This is a genomic window from Polyangium jinanense (assembly GCF_028435265.1).
In the GTDB taxonomy this organism is placed as follows: domain Bacteria; phylum Myxococcota_A; class Polyangia; order Polyangiales; family Polyangiaceae; genus Polyangium; species Polyangium jinanense.
The window spans coordinates 347,531-371,039 of sequence record NZ_JAGTJK010000001.1 but is presented as its reverse complement, the minus strand read 5'-3'; the positions used below and the strand labels follow the sequence as shown (position 1 = coordinate 371,039).

Sequence of the window (23,509 nt, the reverse complement as noted above, 5' to 3'; positions counted from 1 at the left end):
TCAGGTCGAGGTCCGCAGCTTGCGACGGCGCTCGGACCGCGCGAGCGCGAGGTCGATGAGGCGCGCGACGAGCTCACGCGGCGGGATGCCGCTCGCCTCCCAGAGCTTCGGATACATCGAGATCGAGGTGAAGCCGGGCAGCGTGTTGATTTCGTTCACGTAGACCTCGCCGCTCTTCGACATGAAGAGGTCGATCCGCGCGAGGCCGGAGGCTTCGAGGACGCGGAAGGTACGCAGCGCGAGGAGCTGTACGGCGCGCGTCTCGGCATCGGTGAGGTCGGCCGGAACGCGCGTGGTGGCGCCGCGCTCGTCGATGTACTTGGCGGCGTACGAGTAAAACCCGTCCGGGTGATCGACCACGATCTCGCCCGGGATGCTCACGATGGGCTCCTCGTCGCCGAGGACCGCACACTCGATCTCGCGCGCGCCCTCGACGCCCTGCTCGACGACGATCTTGGTGTCGTACTCGAACGCGAGGCTGATCGCGTCGGCGAGCGCCTCGTACGTTTTCACCTTCGTCACGCCGACCGACGAGCCGAGGTTCGCGGGTTTGACGAAGAGCGGGAGCACGAGCCTCTCGCAACGCGCGAGAACCTCGCTCGGATCACGCTCCCACGCGAGGCGACGCACGGTCTCGTAGGGGACGAGGGGCAGCTCATCCTGCGCGAGAAGGCGCTTCATCACGTCCTTGTCCATGCCCACGGCCGAGCCGAGCACGCCCGAGCCGACGTACGGCACGCCCGCGAGCTCGAGCAGGCCCTGTACCGAGCCGTCCTCGCCCATGGGCCCGTGCAGCACGGGGAAGACCACGTCGATCGCCTGCGAGGATCCGCCGATCGTGAGCGCCGCCTCGCCGGCCGGGCTCGGATGCGCGAGGAGCGCGACGTCCGGCGCAGACTGATTGAGGCGCGCGAGTCGCGGATCACGCGACGCGCCGAGGAGGAGCGCCTCCTCCTGCAAGAGCCACCGGCCCGCCTTGTCGATGCCGATGAGGACGGGCTCGAAGCGATCCCGATCGAGGGCCTCGACGACGTTGCGGGCCGAAAGGAGGGAGATCTCGTGCTCGGCAGAGCGACCGCCGAAGAGCACGGCGACACGGAGCTTGCGCGGGGCGCTCATGAAGGCCGCACCCTAGCAGGGTGCTCGGGCCCGGTGAAACATCCGGCCGAGGAGCCCCGATCCACGCAGGATCGAGCGCTCGTCCCGCCGCCCTCGCTCGGCTACTCCTTGGACTCGTCGGCGACGGTGAACGCCTTGCGGATCGCGTCGACCGCGACGCGCTTCAAGACGTGCCCATCCGCGAGCTCGACGTCCACCGTGGCCACGCGACCCTTCTGCAGACCGACGCGCGTGACGTGGATACGCGCGCCTTTGCTGAGCGCGGCGTCGCGCAGGGTCACGTCTTCGGTAGCGACGAGATACATCCCTACGCCGATCTCGCGTGGCTCGCCGGCCTCAGGCGCCTCTTTCGTATCCGGCGTGTCTGCGTGGGCGACGCTCGACGTGGCCACGAGGCCCGCCGAAGCGGCGACCAGGGTCAGGAGCGAAGACAAAAGCCGCGCACGCATGAACACCATCCTACAAGATCCCCTCGATCGAAGCTCTACTTTTCACCGGGCGGCCGCGGCCTTCACGATTCCTTGGGACGCCAACCATCGAGCGCCTTCTCCACGAAGAGCAGGCGGTCCTGACCCCAGAACAAGAGGTCGTCGACGAGGAAGCTCGGCGCGCCGCAGACCCCGATCCGCTCGGCCTGTTCGGTAACGTCCTTGAGGCGCTGCTTCATCCGCTCGTCCACCGTCGCAGCCACGAGCGCGGCGCCATCGAGCCCCACGGAGGTCGCGATGTCGGCGAGGACCTCGTCCGCGGAGATGTCGCGATCCTCTACCCAGTAAGCGCGGTACACGGCGGCGACGAGCGCGGAGACACGATCCTCCGGCGCTGCGAGCACCATCCGCAGCGGCTTGACCGTGTTCATGGGGAAGCGCGAGGCGAAGCGGAACGGAACGCCCCAGTGATCCGCCCAGCGATGAAGGTCCGCCCGCACGAGCCTTTGCTTGGGTTCGGGCATGGCGAAGAGCGGGACGTTGGGAGTGCCGATCGCCTTGAAGAGAGCGCCGAGCAGGAAGGGCCGATACACGAGCGAGGCTCCCTTCCGCGCCGCGAGGTCCTCGATTTGCGTGGAGGCGAGATAGGCGAAGGGGCTCGAGAAATCGAAGAAGAACTCGACGCGCTTCATGGAGGTTCGGAACACGAGATTCGACCGAGGTTCCCCCGGAGCTCAACCGAAAATTCTTCCGTCCGCGATCGGGGCCCAAAGCCCGGCGAGGGGGCCGTGTCGGAAGGAGCGAACGGAGGAACGACGATGCGAAAGACGACGATGATCCTGCTTGCGACCCTCGGCACGACCCTCTTCACGAGCGCGGCGTACGCAGAGCCCAAGAAGGAGAAGAACGACAACTACGGCTACACGTTCGAGGACGACGACCTTCTCGGAGGTGACCTCGGCGTCCAGACCGGCATGATCAAGGTCCGGCAGAAGGGGACGCGCGACAGGCTGATCCGCCCGCGCGTGCAGTTCGTGAACGAGCTGCTCAAGTCGGTCGAGGCGCTCTGAGCCGCGGCGCCTTCGCGGCGCTCTCCCCTCTCCCCCATCCCCCCAACATCCCCTCGCATCGTCACGAGAAGCGCCTCCGCGCGGGCCCATCTACGCCCGCCCGCGCGGAGGCTCGTCCCTCACGTCGCCACGGACGGCGGCGCAGACTCGCGCGACGTCGTGCGCGGGGACAAACTGGCCACCGTCGCAGCAAGCTCGGCCGCATCCACAGGCTTCGGGACGTGCATCTGAAAGCCCGCCGCGAGCACACGCACGCGGTCCTCGGCGCTCGCGTATGCAGTGAGCGCAACGGCGGGCAAGGCGCCCCAGCGCGCAGGCTTCAGCGCACGAATCTGCCGGATGAGCGCGTAGCCGTCCTCGCCGGGCATGCCGATGTCGGAGACGAGGACGTCGGGGCGGAACTCGTCGAGCGCGGACAAGGCCGCAGCCGCCGAGGACACGCACCGCACGACGGCGCCGCACTGCTGGAGCATCGCGGCCAGCATCTCGCGGCTGTCCTGTTCGTCGTCGACGAGCAAGAGACGCAGGCCTTTGAGCGAAGGCAGCTCTTCGAGGCCTGCCGGCTGCGGCGTGAAGCGGTCGAGGCTCGCGAGCAAATCCGGGTTCGGGCTGAGCGGCAGGAGCACCGAGAAGATCGCGCCCTTGCCCTCGCCCGCGCTGTCGGCGCGCACCACGCCGCCGTGCAGCTCGACGAGGTGCCGCACGATCGCGAGCCCGAGTCCGAGACCGCCGTGCTTGCGCGTCGTGGTGCTGTCGCCCTGGCGGAACCGATCGAAGACGTACGGGAGGAACTCCGGCCTTATCCCTTCGCCCGTGTCGCGGACCGTGATGCGCGCGTGCTGGCCCGATCGGCCGAGCGTGAGCTCGACGCGGCCGCCGTGCGGGGTGAACTTGATCGCGTTCGTCAGGAGGTTCCAGACGATCTGCTGCACGCGGCTCGGATCCCCTTCGACGAGGCAAGCGCCGCGCTCCAGGTTGTTTTCCAGGCAAACCGACTTCGCCGTGGCCGCCGGACGAACCGCCTCGATGGCCGCGTTGATCGGGCCGACGAGGTCGAGCGTGCGTAGCTCGAGGCGCAGCTTGCCCATGACGATGCGCGAGGCGTCGAGTAGGTCCTCGACGAGCCGCGCCTGCAGCATGGCGTTGCGCTCGATCGTCGCGAGGGCGCGCTCCTGCGAGGTGCCGTTGAGCGACGCGGTGCGAAGCATGCGCGTCCAGCCGAGGACCGCGTTGAGCGGCGTGCGAAGCTCGTGCGAGACGGTGCCGAGGAACTCGTCCCGCATGCGCGTGGCCTCCTGCGCGTTCTGGTAGAGGCGCGCGTTCTCCAGGGCCATCGCGGCGCGATGCGCGAGCTCCTCGGCGAACGGAAGATCCTTCGTCGTGTACCGATCACCGACGCGGAAGAGCGAGAGCGTGGCAGAAGCCGTGTCGCCCACGGTCAAGGGGATCACGATGGCCGAGCGCGCCCGGAGCTTCGCAAGTCGCGCGGCCTGATCGGGCGAACCCACGATGCGTTCGAGCGAGGAGACGCCAAGGTCAGTGAAGATCTCCGAGGTGCGGGTGCGGAGCGCGCGCGTGACGGGGCCATCGCTCCAGCCGTCGGGCGCGCTGCCGCCGCGGAGATCCTGGACGTCGCGCTCGAGATCCGGATCCTCGTGCGCCACGGCGACGGTGACGATGGTGCCGTCCTCGGAGGCGATGTCGAGCATCGCGTACGTCGCCATCGTGGGCACGACGAGGCGGACGATCTTTTCGAGCGTGGCCTCGTAGTCGAGCGAGGCGGAGAGCAGCGCGCTCGCCTCGGCGAGGAACGAGGAGCGCCGGGCCGCGTCCTCGGCCTCGGCGCGCGCGATCTGCTCGCGGATGAGGCGCGTCCTCTCCTCCTCGGCGCGCTTGCGCTCGCTGATGTCGCGACAAACGCCGACGAGGAAACGCGCGCGGCCCTCCTTGTCGAAGACGGGCTTGGCCGTGGTCTCGATTGGGACCGTCGTACCATCCTTTCGAACACAAACGAGCTCGCCGAGGAACGCGCCCTGATCGCGGATGCCACGCAGGATGCGCGGGCCGATGCGCTCGACCGTGTCGGGGTGCGCGAGGATCGTGACCGGGCGGCCGACGGCCTCGGTCTCGGTGAAGCCGAAGATCTGCGTGGCCTTGCCCATCCAGCGCAGGATCGTGCCGTGGAGGTCGGTCACGAGGATCGCCTCGGGCATCTGCTTCAAGATCTCGTGCGAGAGGTGGACCGCCTCCTCGGCAGCGCCGGCGGAGAGCGAGGCGCGATCGAGGGCGTCGGCGCAATGCTGGGCGAGCGAGAGGACGAGCCAGCGCTCGTTGTCGTCGAAGGCGCGCGGCTCCTGGAACGAGAGCGCGAGGCTGCCGACGACCTGGCCGTCGACGAAGAGCGGCACCGCAGCCCACGCGTGGCTGCCCTGCACGAGATCGCCGAGCGGAAGGCCTGGATAACGTGCCGCGAGATCGGCGCGCGAGCGGAGCCAGATCGGCTGCTTGATGCGCACGGCCTCGGCGACGGGCGCCTCGGTGGCCATGGAGATGCGCGGGGTGTGCGCAGGGATCACCTCGGGAAAACCCGCGGCATGGACGATCTCGAGCTCGGCGCCGCAAGGCGAGAGGCGTGCGATCACGCACGCGCGAGCCCCGAGCACACGCGCGCCGTCCTCGACCACACGCCGCGCGACCTCGTTCGGCGAGACCGCACGCGAGAGCGCCGCCGTGACCTCGGAGAGGCGCTTCATCTGCACGAGCCCACGCTCGGCCGCCTCGAAAGCGCGCTCGCGTGATGCGCGCGCGAGCGCCGTGTCGATGGCCGAAGCGCCAAGGCGAACGAGCATCTCGATCAGCGCGCGCTCCTCGCGCGGCATCACCTCGCGGAACGGCCCCACGCCGACCGACAGGACGCCGTGCGTGCGGTTCGCGACGCGCAAGGGGTAGATCATCTCGCTGAGCACACGCGTCTCGCGCGACCGCGCAGGCGTCGCCTTGCCGTCGGGTGCGATCCGCGTGATGCGCATGGATCCGCGACGCGTCTGCGGCTCGCCGCTTTCGAGGGCTGCACGCGCGGCGCGTTCGTGGGCCTCGGCGTCGCCGTCCGGGCTACACACGTCCCAGAGCCGCTGCTCGTCACGCATGTCCACGTGCGCGACGGCGACGCGGCGAAGCTCGCCGCGCTCCAGGAGGTCGAGCGTGCAGTAATCCGCGAGGTCCGGCACCGCGAGCCATACGACCCGCGTGAGCACCTCTTCGAGTGTCGACACGCGCAAGAGCTCGTCGGCCGCTCGCTCCACGAACGCGGCGCGGCGCCGCGTCCGAGCGTCGTTGATGTGCGTCACGCCGGTCTGCGCCTGCTCGCGGACGCGCTCCGTCTTCGATGCATCCCCCGCCATCATGCCCCGATCACTCAGCCTAGCGATCGGTGAGCACGCTCGCCAGCGAGCGGGTCCCTTGCTCTCTTGTCAGGAAGAGCCTTCTCCGTCTGCGTCGAGCGCCCGGCGCGCCGCGTAGACGAGCGACTGGACCTCTGCACGTGCACGCTCACGAAGCTCGCCGACGTCGCCCCCAACGTCGACGATCGGCTCACCAACGACGATCGCCGCGCGTGTCCGCGGTGCACCGCTCACGCGAACCATGTGATCGGCGAAGCTCTCGGAGCCGAACGACGCAGCCGCGCCTTCGTACGCGAGGCCAACCGGGACGATCTCCGCGTCCGTGCGTTGTGCGGCAAGGAAGGCGCCGGGCTTGAAAGGTCGCACCTCGTCGCCCTCGTACGTCGTGCCCTCGGGGTAAACGAGCACGCCGCGGCCTCGCTCGATGGAGGCGGTCATGGCGTTGATCGCGGCCGCTCCGCTCTGCTTGTTCGTGCGATCCACGAAGAGCGTGCCCACGCGCCGCGCGGCGACGCCGATGACGGGCCAGCCCGAGAGGTCGGCGCGGCTCAGGATCGTGGCCTCGATGTGGGCAAGGCAGATCGGGATGTCCAGGCCGGAGCGGTGGTTCATGACGAACACGCGCCCGCGCCCGCTGGCGCCGCGGCCCGGGTAGATGTCGCCGCGCTCCACGTGAGGACCGCGGGCGATCATTTTGACCCCATACAATTTGAGGAGCGCCTCGCCGTAGCGACGGATCCACGCGTGGAGCACGGCTTCGCGCTCGGACGCGGGCGAGATCGCCGTGTCGAGCTCGAGCATGCCGTACATGCTGAACGTGAGGCCCACGAACGCGGCCGTGCGCCCGACGAATCGCCCCTTCTCCACGATGGACTGTCCGCTCATGCCTCGCTCCCTTCGCCGAGGAGACGCACGAGCACCGCGTTCACCGTGGCCGGGTCCGCGCTGCCCTTCGTCTGCTTCATGATCTGTCCGACGAAAAACCCGAGGAGCGCCGTCTTGCCGGCGCGGTACGAGGCGACCTGCTTCGGGTTCGCCTCCATCACGCCGCGCGCGATGGCCTCGATCGCCGACACATCGCCGAGCACCGCCATGCCACGCTCGCGCACGACGTCGGAAGGCGCGCGGTCCGTGCCCGCGACGGCCGCGTAAAGCTCCTTCGCCTGCTTGCCGCTGATCGTGCCCGCGTCGACGAGCCGCAGGATCTCGGCCACCTGCGCGGGCGTCACGGGCAAGCTCGCCGAGAGCCCCGTCGTCGTGACGTCGCGCAGGACCTCGCTCTGCACGAAGTTCGCGAGCTTCACCGCGTCGGGATAAAGCGCGCGCGCTTCGTCGAAGAACCGCGCGATCGCGGGATGCGCGCCGAGCACGCCGGTCGCATACGCGGTGAGGCCGAGCTCGAGGGCCCATCGCGCGCGTTTCGCGACGGGCAGCTCCGGCAACGCGCTGCGGATCGACTCGATCTGCGCCTCTTCGAGCACGAGCGGAGGCAGATCCGGCTCGGGGAAGTAGCGGTAGTCGGACTCGCTCTCCTTGTCGCGCAGGAGGTAACTCTCGCGCTTTTCCGCGCTGTAGCCGCGCGTCTGCTGACGGACGCGCTCGCCGCGCTCGACGAGGTTCACCTGCCGGCGGATCTCCACGTCGATCGCGTCGGCGACGAACTTGAACGAGTTGATGTTCTTGAGCTCGACGCGCGTGCCGAGCCGCGTCTCGCCCACCTTGCGAATCGAGACGTTCGCATCGCAGCGGAAGCTGCCCTGTTCGAGGTTGCCGTCGTTCACGCCGGTGAACATCAGGACCTCGCGCAGCCGCCGCAGATACTCGGCCGCCTCGGCACCGGATCGCAGATCAGGTTCGCTCACGATCTCGATGAGCGGCGTGCCCGCGCGGTTCAGATCGACGACGGACTCGTCGCCGATGCCGTGCAGGTTCTTGCCCGCGTCCTCCTCCATGTGGATCCGGCGGATCCCCACGCGGCGCGGCGTGCCGTCGACCTCGACGTCGAGCACGCCCGAGAGCGCGAGCGGCAGGTCGTACTGGCTGATCTGGTAGCCCTTCGGCAGGTCCGGATAAAAATAGTTCTTCCGGGCAAACACGCTGCGCGTCTGCAAGGAGCAGCCGAGCGCGAGCGAGGCGCGCACCGCGAGGGCCACGGCCTCGGCGTTCAGGACGGGGAGCGCGCCGGGCAAGCCGAGGCAGACGGGGCAGGTGTGCGTGTTCGGCGGGTCGCCGAAGCTCGTGGCGCAGCCGCAGAACGCCTTTGTCCGCGTGAGCAGCTGCGCGTGCACCTCGAGCCCGATCACCGGCTCGTACGCACCGTAGGCGGTCATCGGGCGGATTATGGCAAGCCGAGGCGCGGATGCCCCTGTTTTCCCGCTGAAAGCAAAAACCCCCTCTCCCGCGAGGAAGAGGGGGTTTCTGTCCATCAGCGAATCGGACTCAGTGATCCATCTGCTCGCGCGACAGGCCCGGATGCGTCGGATCGCCCGGCTCGTGGCGCGGGTTCGCCGACTTGCGCGAACCGTCCCGGCCGGTGAACTCCATGAGCAGGTCCTTGCGGTAGATGAACTGCTCGCGCGAGTCGTACGGCGTCGCGTGAATGCCCGTGTCCATGCGAATCGCGTCGCAGGGACAAGCCTCGACGCAGAACCCGCAGAAGATGCAGCGCAGCTCGTCGATGACGAACGTCTTCGGGAAACGCTCGTAGCCGCGCCGATTGTCGCCCTCGGCGTACTCGCCCGCCTCGATGTGGATGCACTGCGCGGGGCAAGCCGTCGAGCAGCACAGGCACGCCACGCAGCGCGGTGAGCCGTCGTCACGGAGCGTGAGGCGATGCAGCCCGCGGAAGCGCTCCGGATAGGGGCGCTTCTCCTCGGGGTAGCAGATCGTCGTGACGCCGTCGTTGAGGGCCTCGAGCACCGGGTCGGGCTTCTGGCCGAGCATCATCTCCTTCGTGTTCTTGAAGAAGTGACGCATGGTGATCGCCATGCCCCGGAAGAGCTCGGGCAGGTAGGACTGGACCTCGGCCGTGCGGCGCGGCCGCGGGATGGGCTTGCCCTGAATGGGCGCGCCGGCCGGCTTGGTCCACGGGTTCGAGGGAGTGCGCTTCGCCATCGTTCGATCCTCTCAGGCCTGCTGAGGCTCCGGCTTGACCCCGCCCACCGCGGCCGCGAAGCGCGCCGCAGACGAGGCGAGGAACTTCTTGCGCTCGACCGGCTCGAGCAACCCGACCACGACCGCCACGAAGCCGGCGAGTGTGGCGACCGCGACGACGCCCTGCGTGATGTCCCCGAGGAGCTTGACCCACGCGTCCGCCTCCGGACCCGCGTTGCGAAGCGCCAGCACGACCACGCCCGTCACCATCATGTTCGCGATGGCGAGCGGCAGGAGCTTGGTCCAGCCGAGCTTCATGAGCTGGTCGTAACGGAAGCGCGGGAGCGTCCAGCGGAAGAAGATCTGCACCCACGTGACGAAGACCGTCTTGCCGAAGAACGCGAGCGCCGAGATGAGGCTCACCGCGAGGTGCGTCATCTTGTACTGGAACAGCACCGTGTTGCCGAACGCGACGGTGATGCCGTCCGGGTGCAGGAACGGCAGCGAGTAGCCGCCGAAGAAGAGCGCGACGAGCAGCGCGCTCGAGAAGACGAGCTCGATGTACTCGCCCGTCATGAACATGCCCCACTTGAACCCCGAGTACTCGAGGAAGTAGCCGGCGACGATCTCGCTCTCGCCTTCGGGCTGATCGAAGGGCACGCGCTTCGTCTCCGCACAGAGCGCCGTCAGGAACAGGATGAACCCGAGCGGCTGCACGAAGACGCCCCACGCGTTCTGGCCCTGCCACACGGCCATGTCGCTGAGCCGGACGCTGCCGTAGACGAGGAAGAGGCCGACGAGCGAGAGGCCCATCGCGACCTCGTACGAAACCATCTGGCTCGACGCGCGCAGGCCGCCGAGGAGCGCGAACTTGTTGTCGCTCGCCCAGCCCGCGATGGCCGCGCCGATGATGCCCGTGCCCGCGATGCCGAAGATGTAGAGGATGCCGACGTTGAGGTCGATGATCTGCAGCTTCACGCGGAAGCCGTTGCAAGCGCCGCTCGCGGGGACCGTGGCCAGGAGGTTCGTGAGGTCCGAGAAGTCGAGCGTGCCGTTCTTGTTGCCGTCGGCGAAGCAGAGGTCGTTGCCGAAGGGGATGACGGCCATCACCGCGAGCGCGGAGAAGACCGCCAGCATCGGCGCGAGGCCGTGGAGGAGACGATCCCCGTTCTTCGGGATGAAGTCCTCCTTCCAGATCATCTTGATCGAGTCGGCGAGCGCGTGGAGAGTGCCCGCGAGGCGCAGCGGGATCTTGCCGTCGGGCACGCGCGAGGTCGCGTAGAGGCCGACGAGCAGGAAGACGCCGCCGAGCACGAAGCCCGAGACCTGCGCCGCGAGCGGCCACGCCGCCTGCGTCACGAGGCGCCCGGCCACGAGACCGATCGCGTGCACGCCGAGGCCCGCGAAGAAGATCGATCGCGGATCCACGTCCTCGAACACCTGCTCGGCGCGGTTGATGGCGCCGCCGCTGCGCACCTTCGCGCAGAGCACGAGCAGGCTGAACCAGGCCACGAGGATCGTGAGCTGCACGTTCACCGTGAACCGCTCGGCCGCCGCGCGCCCCACGACCTGACCGAGCGAGCTGAAGATCGCGAGCACGCCGAAGAGCGCGGGCGGCAGGAGCACGATGGCCCGCGCCGCCATGTTCGGCAGGTACACGACCGCGCGGTTCGGACCGACGCGGTCCTGCACCATCGCGCCCTGCCGGCGGTCCGCCCACGTGCTGAGCGCCGCCATGTTCAAGAAGAACAGGGCGAGGATGAGGATCTTGACGACTGCCAGGACGATCTCGACGGCACTCATGCGCTCACCTCGGGCTTCGCGGCCCGATCCGCGTCACGGCTCGGGGCCGGCGTCTCGGGCGTCATGGCCCGACGCACGTCCGCGAGCGTCTTGTAGGTCATCGCGTAGCCGAGCTCTTTGCCGAGCTTCGCCACGAGCTCCCAGCCGGGTCGCGCGTCGCCGCGCGGCTTGAGCGCGCGCTCGCTCTTCTGCGCGAGACCCTGACGGTTGACGTACGTGCCGTCCTGCTCGGCCCACGCGGTCGCGGCGAGCGCGACGTGCGCGGCACGCGCGAGCGGCCCGTCGTGCGCGGCGATCGTCACCACGCCCTTGAGCTTCGACAGCGCGCTCTCGGCGTCCTTCGCGTCGACCTCGATCTCGGCGCCGAGCGCGATCACGAACGAGTACTTGCCCGCCTTGATCGCGTCGAAGAGCGACGCGATCGGCTTCGGCGCCGGCGCGCCCGCGAGCTGCATGACGCCGAGCGTGTTCGGGTTTTTGTCCTCGCTCATGAGGATCTTGTCGCCGCGGCCGAGCGGACGACCCGACACGTAGAGGTCCTTCGCGCCGATGAACGTGCGTGCGAGCGTGAGGAGCGCGTAGTTGTCCTCGTTCGAGTGCTGCGCGCTGAGCACCACGGCGACCCGACCCGGATCGTCCTTGAGGCCCGCGAGCTGATCCTTCGCCGCCGCGAGCGCCTCTTCGAGGCTCGCGTCCTCGCCGCCGACGAGCGCCGTGCCGAGGCGAGCCTCGACCGCGCGCCTGTACGAGAGCATGCCCTCGTCGCACATCCAGTACTTGTTGACCTCTTCGTTGTCGCGCGGGCGATGCCGATGCGGAACGTTCGTCCGCGGATCGTAATCGAGGTACGCGTTGCAGCCCGTCGCGCAGCCCTGGCAGACCGTGCGCGCGCTGCGGAGGAACCACACGCGCGCCTTGAAGCGGAAGTCCTTGGAGGTCAAAGCGCCGACGGGGCAGACGTGCTCCGTCATGAGCGTGTAGTCGTGGTCGAGCTCGCGGCCCGGCGAGACGACGATCTCGTTGAGATTGCCGCGCTCGCGCACGCTGAGGACCGGATCCTTCGCGACCTCGGCCGTGAAGCGGACGCAACGCGTGCACACGATGCAGCGCTCGGCGTCGTAGACGATGGTCGGCCCGAAATCGACGGCCTTCGGCTTGTGCACGACCTCCTGCTGCATGCGCTTGCCCGTGCCTTGATGCTCGAGCCAGTAGTCCTGCAGCCGGCACTCGCCCGCCTGATCGCAGATCGGGCAGTCGACCGGGTGGTTCAGGAGCAGGAGCTCCTGCACCGCGCCGCGCGCCTCCTCGACGTGATCGCTGCCCTCGGAGAGGACCTCCATGCCGGGCGCGCAGGCCTGCTGGCAGGCGGGAACGAGCTTCGGCTTGCGGGCGGGGACGTAGTCCTTCTTCTGCGGATCCCAGCGCAGGATGTCGAGCTGCATCGCGGGACGGCCGGGAGGCGGCGCGACCTCGACGAGGCACATGCGGCAGTTCGCCGCGACGGAGAGGCCCGGGTGCCAGCAGTAGTGCGGGATGTCGATGCCGGCGCGGTGCGCCGCTTTGATGATGGTGTCCCCTTGCTCGAAGGGGATCTCGCGCCCGTCGATCTTGATCGTAGCCATCTCAGTGATCGCACTCCCCGCCGATCATGTTGAGGGAACCGAACGTCGGGACGACGTCCGGGATCATCAGGCCCGTGATGAGCTGCTCGAGGCCCTGCGTGGTGGCGAAGCAGGGGGGCCGGATCCGCACGCGGTAGGGCGTGCCGCTGCCATCGGAGACCAGGTAGAAGCCGAGCTCGCCGTTGCCCGCCTCCGTGTACGAGTAACACTCGCCCGCCGGGACCTTGATGCCCTCCATCACGATCTTGAAGTGCTGGATGGTGGCCTCGATGGTCGTGTAGACGTCCTGCTTCGGCGGCAAGACGATGCGCGGATCGTCGATGTTGATCGGACCCTCGTCCGGCATCTGATCGAGCGCCTGCTCGATGATCCGCGCCGTCTGCCGGATCTCCTCCTGGCGGCACATGAACCGGTCGTAGTTGTCGCCCGTCGTGCCCACAGGCACGTCGAACTCCATCCGGTCGTAGACCATGTACGGATGCGCGCGGCGCACGTCGTACGGCACGCCCGAGGCGCGCAAGACGACGCCCGTCCACCCGAGCGCGAGCGCGTCCTCCTTCGACATCACGCCAACGCCTTCGAGGCGGTCGAGGAAGATGCGGTTCTTCAGGAGGAGCTTCTCGCCCTCGCTGATGAGCTGCAGCACGCGCGGAACGCCCGCGCGGACCATGTCCTTGAAGTACTTCGTCGGCGGGTTCGCCATGCCGCCCACGCGGCCGAAGCTGTGCGTGACGCGCGCGCCCGTCTCCTCCTCGAAGATGTCCCAGATGATCTCGCGGGCGCGGGCGAAGTAGAGGAACGGCGTGAACGCGCCGAGCTCCATGCACATCGCGCCCGAGCAGATCATGTGGTCGCAGATGCGCGCGAGCTCGCCGAGCGCCACGCGGTAGTACTGGCAGCGCTCGGGCACCGTCACGCCGAGCATCTTCTCCACCGCGAGCGCGAAGCCCACGTTGTTCAGCATCGGCGAGACGTAGTTGCAGCGATCGACGTACGGGAAGATCTGCGTCCAGGTGCCCCGCTCGCACATCTTCTCGAAGCCGCGATGCAGGTAGCCGATCTGCACGTCGGCCTTCTGGATCATCTCACCCGAGAGCTCGAGCACGATGCGCACCGTCCCGTGCATGGCCGGGTGGGACGGGCCCATGTTGAGCATCATCGGCTCGCTGGGCAGCTCGAGGAGACCCTCCTCGAGGTCACGATCCAAGGGTTCCATGGGTCAGTTCGTCTCCTCGCCCCGCGGGTAGTCGTGGGTCTGACGCCCGAACGGCATGCCCTCGTCGATGCCGAAGGGGGGTAGTTTGTCGGGGACGTTGCGCAGCTCGACGAGCGGCTGGATCTTGTCCGCCGGATAGTCCTTGCGAAGCGGGTACCCGACGAACTCGGGGTACATCAGGATCCGCCGCAGATCGGGGTGGCCCTTGAAGGTCACGCCGAACATGTCGAAGCACTCGCGCTCGAACCAGTTCGCGCCTTTCCACACGGGCACGACCGAGTCGATCTCCACGCCGTTCGCGTCGTCGTCGCCGATGCGCGCCTTCAGCCGGATGCGGTGGCCCCTCTCCAGCGAGCGCAGGTGCAGCACGACCTCGAAGCGCGGCGTCTGCCGGCCGAGGTAATCGACGGCGGTGAGGTCGACGAACATGTTCATCGCGCACTGCGAGTCGTCCCGGAGAAAGCGCGCGATCTCGCGCCACTTCTCGGGGTTCACCACGGCGGTGTCGTCGCCGAACTGCGAGTGGGTCTCGTAGATGTCGCCGCCGAACTTGCTCTTCAGGATTTCGAGGACGCGCTTGCTCATGTTGCGGTGCTCTTCTTGCCGAGCCTCACGAGGTTGCCCGCTTGCACGGTGGGGTCGCGGCGCGGCTTCACGATCGCCGGCGTGCGGTCACCACGCGCGATCTTGTCCTGCAGCAGGAGGAGCCCATCGATCACGGCCTCGGGGCGCGGGGGGCAGCCAGGGACGTAGACGTCGACGGGGATGACTTTGTCGATGCCCGCGAGCGTCGTGTAGTTGTCGTAGAAGCCGCCGCACGACGCGCACGTGCCGAAGGCGAAGACGTACTTCGGGTCCGCCATCTGCTCGTAGATGCGCTTGAGCGCGGGCGCCTGGCGCTGGCTGATCGTGCCCACGACCCAGAGCAGGTCCGACTGGCGCGGCGAGAAGCGCGGCGCCTCGGCGCCGAAGCGCGCCATGTCGAACCGCGGGCTCGCCATGGCCATGAACTCCATGGCGCAGCACGCCGTGATGAACGGGTACTGGAACAGCGAGTACTTCCTCGCCCAGTTGAGGAGGTCGTTGAAGCGCGTCGTGGCGAACCCGGTCTCCGATCCCTCGAGGACCTGAATCGTCGTGCCAGCGCCGCCTGAGGTCACTTCTCCCATTCGAGGGCTCCTTTTTTCCAGACGTAGAGCAGCGCCACCACGAGCATGAGGATGAACGACCCCATGGTCGCGAGGCCGATCCAGCCGAGGTTCTTGAACTCCACCGTCCACGGGTAGATGAGCACCGCTTCGATGTCGAAGACGACGAAGAGGATCGCCGTGAGGTAGAACTTGACGCTCGGCTTGACGAAGCGACCGCCCGTCGTTTCGCTCCCGCACTCGTACGGGATCATCTTCTCGGGCGTCGGGTTCTTCGGCCCGAGCACGGTGCTGATCGTGAACAGCGCGCCCGCGAGGACCGCTGCCACGATGAAGAGCAGGAACAGGGGGACGTAGGTGGACATCGTTTGCTCCGGGTGCTCCGGGTGCTCCGGGGTACGCGGTGTACTCCGGTTCTAGTGCCGACCGAGAAGGTGGGTCCTCGCTCGCGATCGCTCGCGATCACGAGCGGACGCTGGCAGGCTCCGAGATGCATCGAAATCCGTGCGATCTCGGCACAATCGCCGCGGCTATGTAGCTTTGGGGTTCTGGGGTGTCAATTGCGCGGCCAGGGGGTATGGGGCCACCTGCGCGCCCGTCAACTCCTGGTGCTCAGCACGAGCCCACGGAACGCCGTCAGCGCCGTGCCGAGCCGGGCCTCGATCTCGCGGATCTCCTCGATGAGCTCGGCGTCGGGCACGCCCGCCGCGCGAGCCTCCCGCACACACGCGAACGCGGCCACGTAGCGCTGCCGCTTCACGTACGCCTTCGCCAGGAGCGGCCAGATGAGCTTGGGCGGCGCGCCGAGGCTCGCCGCGCGCCGGAGCCCACCGATGGCCTCCCCTGCACGCCCGTTCTCGAGCTGCGCCTCCCCGAGCCGGCGGAAGATGTCCGCCGCCGCCGCCCCATCCTGCGCGTACTGCACCGCGAGGCGCATGACCTCCTCGCCCTGGTGCTCCTCGCCGAGCTTGACGCACGCCGTGCCGAGCAAGCCGAGCCCCTTCGCGATGAGCGCGCGCGCATCGGTCGTGAGCATCTGCCCCTCGGGCGTGCGAAGGAAGATCGCGAGCGGCGCCGGCCACGCGCCGAGGAGCTGCACCACGCGCGACCAATCGCCGCGCTGGCTTGCCGCCTCGGCCTCGGCCACGCGCGTCAGATCGATCGCCGAGCGCGAGCCCGCCGAAGCGCGCTCGAGCTCTTCGCGCACGTGCGCGCGGATGCGCGCCCGGAACTCGCCGAGCTCGTAGGTCTGCTCGAGGCCGTCACGCAGGACGAGCAGCCTCGAGGTGCGACCGTCGACGTAGAGCTTGCGCAGGCTGTAGCCGAAGAGCGGCGCGAGCAGCAGGTAGCGCACGCCGATGTGGAGCTGCAGCGCTTCGATGTCCGTGTCGCGCTCGGGGGGCCCTGGCGTCGCGTCCTCGGTGAGGAGCGCGCCGACGAGCCGATGCCGGAAATCGGCGAGCGTGAGCCGCTGGACCTCGCTCTCTTCTTCCTCGTCGCCCGGAGGCGCGATGACGAAGTCGACGAGGGTGTTGTCGGGGTTGCGGCGGTCGACCGTGAGCGCGGTGATGCGCGCTCCCGTGATCATCGAAAAGGCGAAGAACGTCTCGCCGACGATGTCGCAGAGAGCCTGAAAGCTGCCGATCCCATCGCCGATGCGTTCGAACCAGCCGTCGGTGCGGACCGCATCGAGAGAGAAAACTCGTTCCTTCGCCATGAGCGGGAGATTGGGGAGAGTCGCACGAGCCGCGCGGGATGTCACCGCCCGTGGTCGTCGCCGCGTGCAGTCTTGCCCGTCCATCGGGTCGTCGAAAAGCCCCCTTCTGCGAAGAATTTTGTGCTTCGTGCCACAAAATCCGCAAAAACCTGGGGGCAGGCCCACCAATCGACGCCGTGGCCGCGAATTTTGCGCGGTTCGGCGGATCAGGTCGCCGGGCGCGCGCTCGCGGAGGCGCGCACGTGGCGCTTGGGTCGCGCGCCGATGTTCGCCACGTCGAAGCTCACGCTGCCGCCGAGGCTGTCGCTCCCCCCGCCCTTGTTGATGTTCGTGCCGCCCGTGCTGCCGTCGGGCATCTGCAACTGCGAGACGACCTCGACCATCACGATCGCGCCCTGCGCGTACGACTCCGGCAGCGTGAACTGACGGCTCGCGAGCCGACCGCTCACCGCGCCCGCGACCGCGCTCCAGTCGCCCGCGTTGCCCGCCGACGAACGCACGACACGCACGCTCGCCACGCGACCGCCGGGCGCGATGCGCACTTCGAGCGTCGCGCGCGCGACGTCGGGCGTTCCCGAGCCGCGCACGACATCCGAGACGACGGACGCGATCGTGCCCGCGCCCGGCAGATCCAGGCCGAGCTGTCGATCTTTTTCGCGCATCACGTCGGTGATCACGCGGCCCGCGATCTTGCGATCGACCTCCGGCGGAGGCCCGACCGTGGTGGGCGCGGGCTTTGGCTTGCCGGCCTCGGGGATGACGCCGGGCATCGCCCACACGGGGCCGCCGATCCCGGGGATCCCAGGGCCTCCGGGCACCGGCGGCGGCGGCGCGCCGTACTCGTCGGGCGGGCCCGCCGAAGGCGTGCCCGTCGGCACGGGCTCGACCTCTTGCGGCCCGGTGCTGCTCGGTGGCGTGTCCGTCGGATTCACGATGCGCGGGTCGACGGACTCCGTCGTGCGCGGGCGCGTGTCGTTCATCGCGACGGCCGGATCCGGCTCACGCTCGGGACGGGGTTCGTCCGGGCGCATCGGCTCGATCGGGACGTTCTCGATGTCGATCTCCATGCGCCGCGCCATGCCGGTCGAGATCGCGAGGAGCGGCCCTTGAGGCCGCGGCGCGACTCGAGCGACGACCGGGATGAAAAAATGAAACCCGGTGGCGACGAGGACGAACGGGAGAAAGCGCACCTACGAGGACCTTGGTCCGCGCGCGTCGGCGCTGCAAGGGAGGAATTTGGAGGCGCGCGGGGATCCGCGCTCCCGTCGCGGGGTCAGGGACCGTCGTGGGTCCGAGGCGCCGGCAGGGAGGATCGCAATTTGCCTCGGATCTCGGCCTTCAACCTTCGAGGCGCGTGACGGCGCGCTCGACGAGGGCGGGGACCATCTCGCGGCGCCACTCGGTGTCGTCATCGACGTTCGGGAGAGGCTTGCACTCGGCGTAGGCGCCCTCGGCGAGCTCGCGGGCGGCGACGTCGAAGGGGGTCCCGGGACGGATCTTCGAGGCGGCTCGGATGCGGCGCGGGCGAGCGCCGAGCGCCGAGACGACGACGTCCGCGCCGTCGACGCGCGTGGTCTCCACGCCGGACACGTCGAGCCTCACGGCGATCGAGAGCAGCGGAAAGTCGATCGCGTTCCTGCGCCGCAGCTTTTCGAAGCTTGAACGGCGGCCGGGGTTTCGCGTGATGGAGACACGCACGACGAGCTCGCCGGGTTCGAGCACGGTGTTCTTCACGCCGTCGGCCACGTAAAAATCGTGAGCCTTTACGACACGCGCGCCGCGCGGGCCGAGGAGATGGAGGTCGGCTTCGAGCGCGATGAGCGCGGGTGCCGTGTCGTTCGAGGCGGCGGCGACGCAGCGTGATCCGCCGCGCACGACGTGGCAGACCGTGCCGTCCTTCTTGAGGCAAAAGCCCAGCGATTTGCGCCAGAAGTAGGTCTGGTTGTAGTAGCGGCAGCGCGTGTCGAGGCAGATGTTGCCGCCGAGCGTGCCCATGGCGCGGTGATGCGGTCCGCCCACCTGGCCCGCGGCCTCGGCGAGCGCGGGCGCGATGCGGCGCACGAGGATCGAGCTCTCGATCTCGGCGAGGCGCGCGCCGGCGCCGAGGACGAGCTTGTCGTCGTCGCCCTCGCGCACGAGCGAGATGCCGCGCATCTCCTCGATGCCCGCGATGGAGACGACGTGCTCCGGCTCCACGAGCCCGTGCTTCATGTTGGGCAGCACGTCGGTGCCGCCGGCGATGACGACGGCCTTGTCGCCGAGGCGCGCGAGCAGATCGAGCGCCGCCGAGAGGGTGCGCGGCTTGTGATGATCGAAGACGGGCAGCGGCAACATGAAGACCTCACTCCGCAGCAGCAGTCGCCGCAGCTTGCTCGTCGGCCTGCTTCTTCCGCAGGGCCGCGAGCACGCGCGCGGGCGAGAACGGGAGCCTGTCGATGCGTACGCCGACGGCGTCGAAGATGGCGTTCGCGATGGCCGGGATCGACGGGTGCAGCGGGCCCTCGCCCGACTCCTTGGCGCCGAGCGGGCCCTCTTGATCCTCGGACTCGACGATGAGCGCGTGGAGGTCCGGGACGTCGAGGCTCGTCGGGATGCGGTAGTCGAGCAGGTTCGGCCCCTTGTGCAGCCCGTCGGGACCGATCACGTGCTCTTCGAGCAGCGCCTCGGCCGCGCCCATATATGCCGATCCTTCCATCTGCCCCTCCACGATCACGGGACAGAGCGCCTTGCCGCAGTCGTGCGCGACCCAGATCTTCTCGACGCGAACGAACCCCGAGCGCGGGTCGACCGAGACCTCGGCGACGTGCGCGGTGAACGAGTACGCGGGCGAGGCGCCGATGGTGCCGCCGCGGTAGTCGCCGCCGAGCTTCGGCGTGTTGTAGTGACCGACGGCGCCGAGCGTGCCGAACTTCGCCTCGGCGAGCTGGATGGCCTCGGTGACGGGGACGCCGCGCGCCGGATCGTGCACGACCACGAGCGCGCCGCGCGTGACGAGCACGTTCCGCGGATCGACGTCGAGCTTCTCGGCGACGGCGGCGACGAGCTTGCTCTTGATCTCGCGCGCGGCCATGAGGCACGCGTTGCCGTTCATGAACGTGCCGCGCGAGGAGTAAGCGCCGAGGTCGACGGGCGTGAGGTCCGTGTCGCCGGAGATGACACGCACCGACCCGAGATCCAGGCCGAGCTCGTCGGCGACGAGCACCGCGAGCATCAGGTCGCAGCCCTGACCGATTTCGCTTTGACCTGAAAAGACCGTCACGACGCCCGAGCGATCGACCTTGAGCTGCACGGCGCTCTGGGGCATCGCGTTCGGGTAGATCGCGTAGTTCGTCCCGCTGATGTACGCGCTCGTGGCCACGCCGAGCCCGCGCCCCTTGGGCAGCTTGCCGAAGCGATCCTTCCAGCCGCTCGCCTTCTCGACCGCGTCGAGGCACTGCTCGATGCCGTTCGAGGTGACGCGCAGGCCGTTCAGCGTGGTCGTGTTCGGCGGGACGAGGTTTTTCCTTCGCAGCTCGATCGGATCGATCCCGAGCGCGCGGGAGATCTTGTCGAGCGAGACCTCGAACGCGAAACGCGGCTGCACGCTGCCGTGGCCGCGCTTCGGGCCGCACGGAGGCTTGTTCGTGAAGAGGCGCGTCGAGCGGAAGCGGTAGGTGTCGGCGAACGCGGGCAGCGTGAGGAGCTGGCCCGAGTAGTACGTCGTGACGAGACCAAACGACGAGTAGGCGCCGCCGTCGATGAAGGTGCGCGCGTCGACGCCCGTGAGCTTGCCGTCGCGGCTCGCGCCGACCTTCATGTGGATCTGCATCGGGTGCCGCCCGCGATGCGCGTAAAACTCTTCTTCGCGCGTGTAGAGGAACTTGACGGGGCGGCCCGTGATCATCGCGAGCTTGGCCGCGCAGAACTCGAGCGAAAAAGGCTCGCTCTTGCCGCCGAACGCGCCGCCGACGGGCGGCTGGATGACGCGGATGCGCGTGGGCGGGACGCGCAAGACGCGCGAGAGCTCGCGGTGCAGGTAGTGCGGCACCTGCGTCGTCGACCAGACCGTGAGCAGGCCGTTCTTGTCGAGGTTCCCGATGGCGCAGTGGGTCTCGATCGGAACGTGCGCGCTGCCCTCGTAGTAGTAGTCGCCCGTGATGACGACGTCGCTCCCGGCGAGCGCGGCGTCGACGTCCCCGAACGCGAGGTCGACCTCCTTCGAGACGTTGTCCTTGCCGCCCTTGCCGAGCCCCACCTCGGGCTTGTCGATCGCCGTCTGCAGATCGGTCGCGGCCGGCAGCACCTCGTACTCGACGTCCACGAGCTCCGCGGCCTCGTGCGCGATGCGCTCGTCGGTCGCGGCGACCGCGGCGACGGCATCACCGACGAAACGCGCGCAATCGAGGGCGAGCGGGTACTCGTCCGGTGTCCACGGGATGATGCCGAAGCGCTCGGGCATGTCCTTGCCCGTGATGACGGCGATGACACCCGGCTTCGCGAGCGCGCGTGTCGCGTCGATGCGCACGATGCGCGCGTGTGGATGAGGGCTGCGGACGATCCGACCCCACAGCATGCGCGGCAGGTGGATGTCGTCGGTGTAGCGGACCTGCCCGGTCACGCGCGGCGCGAGCAGCGTGCGCGTGCGGCTGCCGACGAGGCCTCGGAGCTCACTCGGCTTTCGCGTGTCCGTCATGGCTAGCCCTGCCTCCCCTCGCGCGAGCTCTTGTTCGAAGGCAACGGCGGCGGCGTGTTCTCGATCCCCGGCAAGCCCACGCCCGCCTCCGCCTCGCCGCGACGGATCTGCGCCGCGAGCTCGATCGCGTCGACGATCTTCCCGTAGCCCGTACAGCGGCAGAGGTTGCCCGCGATCGCGCACTTGATCTCGTCACGCGTGGGACACGGGTTCCTGTCGAGCAGCGCCGTCGCGGTCATGAGCATGCCGGGCGTGCAGAAGCCGCACTGCCCGCCGCCGAGCCTGTCGAAGCCGTCGAGCAGCGCGTCGATGTGCGGCGCGCCTTCGAGCGTCTCGACGGTGCGGACCTCCTTGCCGTCCGCGTCGAGCGCGAGCGTGAGGCAAGAGAGGATCGCGACGCCGTCCACGACGACCGTACACGCGCCGCAGTCCCCCTTGTCACAGCCCTGCTTCGTGCCGACGAGGTCGAGGTCGTACCGCAGCGCTTCGAGCAGCGTCCTGCGCGGAGGGACGGCGAGCGCGACGGCGCTGCCGCCGATCTTCATGCACATCGGGACGAGTTTTTCCATGGGCTCCAAGGGCTCGGATGCAGGCGCCTCCTCGGGCGTCGCGTGGTAAGGGCGTACCTCGAAACGCGCGCCGCGCATGTTTGCGCCGGCGATCGGATGTCCCGCGGGGATGGGATACCGGAGCGCGCGGGAGGCGAGCTCGCAATACTCGACGAGGCGCGCCTCGGGCACACGCGGACGCGCGCCGAGCAGGCCGAGGTTCTCGACGAGCAATTCGAGGCTGGTATTGCCGACCCGCTCGCCGACGCCGAGGCCGGTACCATGCACGCGATCGACGCCCGAGGCGGCCGCCCAGAGCGCGTTCGGCAGGCCGATGCCGCGGTCGTTGTGCCCGTGCCAGTCGAGCTCGACGTGCCGCGCGCCGAGCTCGTCGAGGGTGCGCCGCGCGAACCCGACGAGCGCCTCGATGCCGTACGGCGTGACGTGGCCGGTGGTGTCGCAGAGGCAAATGCGGCCCGCGCCCGCTTCGATGGCGGCGCTGTAGAGGCTGCGGAGGACCTCGGGGTTCGAGCGGGTGGTGTCCTCGGTGACGAGGCAGAAGGGCAAGCCCGCGGCCTTGGCCTCGCGCGCGGCGGCGGTGATGGCGCCGATGAGGAAGTCCGTGTCCCAGTTTTCGACGGCGAGGCGAATGGGGGAGCTGCCGATGAAGGCGTAGACCTCGATGGGGATGCCGGCGCGATCGGCGGCGCGGGCGATGCCGTGGACGTCGGCGACGACGGTGCGCGCGGCGGCGGTGGGGACGACGCGGAGCTTGGAGCGGACGATCTCGCGGCAGAGGAGGAAACAATCCTCGGCATTGACGAGGCCGGCGGCGGGGAGGCCGACGCTGACGACGTCGACGCCGATCGCGGCCATGGCGTAGAGGAGATCGATCTTCTGCGCGGCGTCGGGCTGGTAGCCGGCGGCGCTCTGCAATCCATCCCGGAGGGTCTCGTCGACGACCTTCACGGGCCGCACCCTGCGCGCGAAGTCGCGCCGCACAGGCCCGCCGGAGAGGGAGAGCACGCGGCCCGATCCATCGACGGACGGGACGCTGTCGTTCCAGTCGTACATGGCAACCCCCGGGAGTGATTCCGAGGTGATGAGTACCACGGAACGAGGTTCGGCCGGGACGCTGGATCGCGGGGACGTACGGGGAAAAAGCTATGGCGCGGTGCGGCGGAGGACGGCTGTAACGTTACTGTATCTGTTGCAGTACGCGCCCCCTCCATCCAGCCCATTACCTCGGCGTTCGGCCGGTCGGAGGGCCCGCGAGGGTCATTGGGCCGCCAAGAAAGCCGCGTCGAGGCGTGGAATGGCGACTGGCATTGGCCTTGCTCTTCGCAAGGAAGATCATGACCCTCCTCGAAAAGCACCAATCGCTTGTGCAGAACCTCGCCCTCAATGCGTGGCAGACGCCTGCGCCCGCGCTCTCCTAACTCCGCGGCGTCGAGGGGCACGTACCTCGAAGCGCAAGCAGCCGATCAAGCGATCGGCAACTTCGAAAGCAACATCCCCCGCTCCGAACCCCCGATCCCCGTATCCGCCCCTACACTCCCCTGCTCCCCGAGCTCGATCCCCTGCTCCCGCAGGTCGATCCCCTGCTCCCCGAGCTCGATCCCCGTATCCGACTTCACACTCCCCCGCTCCCCGAGCTCGATCCCCGCCTCCG

At 68.9% G+C, this 23,509-nt stretch carries 21 protein-coding genes; 2 read left to right on the top strand and 19 right to left on the bottom strand.

The window, feature by feature from the left end:
• From KEG38_RS01585 to KEG38_RS01575, 3 genes are all read right to left on the bottom strand, one after another.
• The gene (locus KEG38_RS01585) at positions 1 to 1,119 is read right to left on the bottom strand and encodes a D-alanine--D-alanine ligase family protein (protein ID WP_272417171.1); all 1,119 of its coding nucleotides are present in this window, start codon (positions 1,117 to 1,119) and stop codon (positions 1 to 3) included.
• A 101-nt stretch (positions 1,120 to 1,220) separates the two neighbouring features.
• Positions 1,221 to 1,568, bottom strand: coding sequence for a hypothetical protein (locus tag KEG38_RS01580; protein ID WP_272417170.1), 348 nt, complete (start codon positions 1,566 to 1,568; stop codon positions 1,221 to 1,223).
• A gap of 62 nt (positions 1,569 to 1,630) precedes the next feature.
• On the bottom strand, positions 1,631 to 2,239 hold the full coding sequence (locus tag KEG38_RS01575) for a 2-hydroxychromene-2-carboxylate isomerase (RefSeq protein ID WP_272417169.1): 609 nt from the start codon (positions 2,237 to 2,239) through the stop codon (positions 1,631 to 1,633).
• Positions 2,240 to 2,365: 126 nt separating this feature from the next.
• Here KEG38_RS01575 and KEG38_RS01570 point away from each other — a divergent pair, with 126 nt between their 5' ends.
• Positions 2,366 to 2,617 (top strand): hypothetical protein, encoded by a 252-nt coding sequence (locus KEG38_RS01570; protein ID WP_272417168.1) that lies wholly within the window; start codon positions 2,366 to 2,368, stop codon positions 2,615 to 2,617.
• 119 nt (positions 2,618 to 2,736) lie between these two features.
• Here the strand turns inward: KEG38_RS01570 and KEG38_RS01565 are convergent, their stop codons facing one another.
• The 15 genes from KEG38_RS01565 to KEG38_RS56385 all read right to left on the bottom strand — a co-directional run bounded on the left by KEG38_RS01565 (position 2,737) and on the right by KEG38_RS56385 (position 22,911).
• Positions 2,737 to 6,021 carry a hybrid sensor histidine kinase/response regulator gene (locus KEG38_RS01565; protein WP_272417167.1) on the bottom strand — a complete coding sequence of 1,095 codons (3,285 nt, stop codon included), beginning with the start codon at positions 6,019 to 6,021 and terminating at the stop codon, positions 2,737 to 2,739.
• A 66-nt stretch (positions 6,022 to 6,087) separates the two neighbouring features.
• Entirely contained in the window at positions 6,088 to 6,903 is an 816-nt protein-coding gene (locus KEG38_RS01560; RefSeq protein WP_272417166.1) for a lysophospholipid acyltransferase family protein, read from the bottom strand.
• Entirely contained in the window at positions 6,900 to 8,348 is a 1,449-nt protein-coding gene (gatB, locus tag KEG38_RS01555; RefSeq protein ID WP_272417165.1) for an Asp-tRNA(Asn)/Glu-tRNA(Gln) amidotransferase subunit GatB, read from the bottom strand. The genes KEG38_RS01560 and gatB overlap by 4 nt, the downstream gene beginning before the upstream one ends.
• A 109-nt stretch (positions 8,349 to 8,457) precedes the next feature.
• Positions 8,458 to 9,132 carry a NuoI/complex I 23 kDa subunit family protein gene (locus KEG38_RS01550; RefSeq protein WP_272417164.1) on the bottom strand — a complete coding sequence of 225 codons (675 nt, stop codon included), beginning with the start codon at positions 9,130 to 9,132 and terminating at the stop codon, positions 8,458 to 8,460.
• A gap of 12 nt (positions 9,133 to 9,144) precedes the next feature.
• Positions 9,145 to 10,914 carry a complex I subunit 1/NuoH family protein gene (locus tag KEG38_RS01545; RefSeq protein ID WP_272417163.1) on the bottom strand — a complete coding sequence of 590 codons (1,770 nt, stop codon included), beginning with the start codon at positions 10,912 to 10,914 and terminating at the stop codon, positions 9,145 to 9,147.
• Complete coding sequence (locus KEG38_RS01540) at positions 10,911 to 12,536, bottom strand: NADH-quinone oxidoreductase subunit G (RefSeq protein ID WP_272417162.1); 1,626 nt, start codon at positions 12,534 to 12,536, stop codon at positions 10,911 to 10,913. Before KEG38_RS01540 ends, KEG38_RS01545 begins: the two co-directional genes overlap by 4 nt.
• 1 nt (position 12,537) lies before the next feature.
• Positions 12,538 to 13,752, bottom strand: coding sequence for an NADH-quinone oxidoreductase subunit D (locus KEG38_RS01535; RefSeq protein ID WP_272417161.1), 1,215 nt, complete (start codon positions 13,750 to 13,752; stop codon positions 12,538 to 12,540).
• Between the two features lie 3 nt (positions 13,753 to 13,755).
• Positions 13,756 to 14,337 carry an NADH-quinone oxidoreductase subunit C gene (locus KEG38_RS01530; RefSeq protein WP_272417160.1) on the bottom strand — a complete coding sequence of 194 codons (582 nt, stop codon included), beginning with the start codon at positions 14,335 to 14,337 and terminating at the stop codon, positions 13,756 to 13,758.
• On the bottom strand, positions 14,334 to 14,921 hold the full coding sequence (locus KEG38_RS01525) for an NADH-quinone oxidoreductase subunit B (RefSeq protein ID WP_272417159.1): 588 nt from the start codon (positions 14,919 to 14,921) through the stop codon (positions 14,334 to 14,336). The genes KEG38_RS01530 and KEG38_RS01525 overlap by 4 nt, the downstream gene beginning before the upstream one ends.
• Positions 14,909 to 15,265 (bottom strand): NADH-quinone oxidoreductase subunit A, encoded by a 357-nt coding sequence (locus KEG38_RS01520; RefSeq protein ID WP_272417158.1) that lies wholly within the window; start codon positions 15,263 to 15,265, stop codon positions 14,909 to 14,911. Before KEG38_RS01520 ends, KEG38_RS01525 begins: the two co-directional genes overlap by 13 nt.
• A gap of 233 nt (positions 15,266 to 15,498) precedes the next feature.
• Complete coding sequence (locus KEG38_RS01515; protein WP_272417157.1) at positions 15,499 to 16,617, bottom strand: hypothetical protein; 1,119 nt, start codon at positions 16,615 to 16,617, stop codon at positions 15,499 to 15,501.
• A gap of 206 nt (positions 16,618 to 16,823) precedes the next feature.
• Positions 16,824 to 17,807, bottom strand: coding sequence for a hypothetical protein (locus KEG38_RS01510; RefSeq protein WP_272417156.1), 984 nt, complete (start codon positions 17,805 to 17,807; stop codon positions 16,824 to 16,826).
• A gap of 148 nt (positions 17,808 to 17,955) precedes the next feature.
• Positions 17,956 to 18,951 carry an FAD binding domain-containing protein gene (locus KEG38_RS01505; RefSeq protein WP_272417155.1) on the bottom strand — a complete coding sequence of 332 codons (996 nt, stop codon included), beginning with the start codon at positions 18,949 to 18,951 and terminating at the stop codon, positions 17,956 to 17,958.
• Positions 18,952 to 18,958: 7 nt separating this feature from the next.
• The gene (locus KEG38_RS01500; protein ID WP_272417154.1) at positions 18,959 to 21,289 is read right to left on the bottom strand and encodes a xanthine dehydrogenase family protein molybdopterin-binding subunit; all 2,331 of its coding nucleotides are present in this window, start codon (positions 21,287 to 21,289) and stop codon (positions 18,959 to 18,961) included.
• A 2-nt stretch (positions 21,290 to 21,291) separates the two neighbouring features.
• Positions 21,292 to 22,911, bottom strand: coding sequence for a hydroxymethylglutaryl-CoA lyase-like TIM-barrel protein (locus tag KEG38_RS56385; protein ID WP_272417153.1), 1,620 nt, complete (start codon positions 22,909 to 22,911; stop codon positions 21,292 to 21,294).
• A gap of 236 nt (positions 22,912 to 23,147) precedes the next feature.
• Here KEG38_RS56385 and KEG38_RS01490 point away from each other — a divergent pair, with 236 nt between their 5' ends.
• Positions 23,148 to 23,276 (top strand): hypothetical protein, encoded by a 129-nt coding sequence (locus tag KEG38_RS01490; protein ID WP_272417152.1) that lies wholly within the window; start codon positions 23,148 to 23,150, stop codon positions 23,274 to 23,276.
• 45 nt (positions 23,277 to 23,321) lie between these two features.
• On the opposite strand, the gene KEG38_RS01485 is transcribed toward KEG38_RS01490, so the two are convergent.
• Positions 23,322 to 23,474 (bottom strand): hypothetical protein, encoded by a 153-nt coding sequence (locus KEG38_RS01485; protein WP_272417151.1) that lies wholly within the window; start codon positions 23,472 to 23,474, stop codon positions 23,322 to 23,324.
• Positions 23,475 to 23,509 lie beyond the last annotated feature (35 nt).

Coding starts and splice junctions, on each gene's coding strand:
- KEG38_RS01535 (WP_272417161.1), bottom strand. CDS start 13,752: ATGGAACCCTTGGATCGTGACCTCGAGGAGGGTCTCCTCGAGCTGCCC.
- KEG38_RS01515 (WP_272417157.1), bottom strand. CDS start 16,617: ATGGCGAAGGAACGAGTTTTCTCTCTCGATGCGGTCCGCACCGACGGC.
- KEG38_RS01500 (WP_272417154.1), bottom strand. CDS start 21,289: ATGACGGACACGCGAAAGCCGAGTGAGCTCCGAGGCCTCGTCGGCAGC.
- KEG38_RS01540 (WP_272417162.1), bottom strand. CDS start 12,536: ATGGCTACGATCAAGATCGACGGGCGCGAGATCCCCTTCGAGCAAGGG.
- KEG38_RS01525 (WP_272417159.1), bottom strand. CDS start 14,921: ATGGGAGAAGTGACCTCAGGCGGCGCTGGCACGACGATTCAGGTCCTC.
- KEG38_RS01565 (WP_272417167.1), bottom strand. CDS start 6,021: ATGATGGCGGGGGATGCATCGAAGACGGAGCGCGTCCGCGAGCAGGCG.
- KEG38_RS01550 (WP_272417164.1), bottom strand. CDS start 9,132: ATGGCGAAGCGCACTCCCTCGAACCCGTGGACCAAGCCGGCCGGCGCG.
- KEG38_RS01575 (WP_272417169.1), bottom strand. CDS start 2,239: ATGAAGCGCGTCGAGTTCTTCTTCGATTTCTCGAGCCCCTTCGCCTAT.
- KEG38_RS56385 (WP_272417153.1), bottom strand. CDS start 22,911: ATGTACGACTGGAACGACAGCGTCCCGTCCGTCGATGGATCGGGCCGC.
- KEG38_RS01580 (WP_272417170.1), bottom strand. CDS start 1,568: ATGCGTGCGCGGCTTTTGTCTTCGCTCCTGACCCTGGTCGCCGCTTCG.
- KEG38_RS01520 (WP_272417158.1), bottom strand. CDS start 15,265: ATGTCCACCTACGTCCCCCTGTTCCTGCTCTTCATCGTGGCAGCGGTC.
- KEG38_RS01585 (WP_272417171.1), bottom strand. CDS start 1,119: ATGAGCGCCCCGCGCAAGCTCCGTGTCGCCGTGCTCTTCGGCGGTCGC.
- KEG38_RS01530 (WP_272417160.1), bottom strand. CDS start 14,337: ATGAGCAAGCGCGTCCTCGAAATCCTGAAGAGCAAGTTCGGCGGCGAC.
- KEG38_RS01545 (WP_272417163.1), bottom strand. CDS start 10,914: ATGAGTGCCGTCGAGATCGTCCTGGCAGTCGTCAAGATCCTCATCCTC.
- KEG38_RS01560 (WP_272417166.1), bottom strand. CDS start 6,903: ATGAGCGGACAGTCCATCGTGGAGAAGGGGCGATTCGTCGGGCGCACG.
- gatB (WP_272417165.1), bottom strand. CDS start 8,348: ATGACCGCCTACGGTGCGTACGAGCCGGTGATCGGGCTCGAGGTGCAC.
- KEG38_RS01570 (WP_272417168.1), top strand. CDS start 2,366: ATGCGAAAGACGACGATGATCCTGCTTGCGACCCTCGGCACGACCCTC.
- KEG38_RS01505 (WP_272417155.1), bottom strand. CDS start 18,951: ATGTTGCCGCTGCCCGTCTTCGATCATCACAAGCCGCGCACCCTCTCG.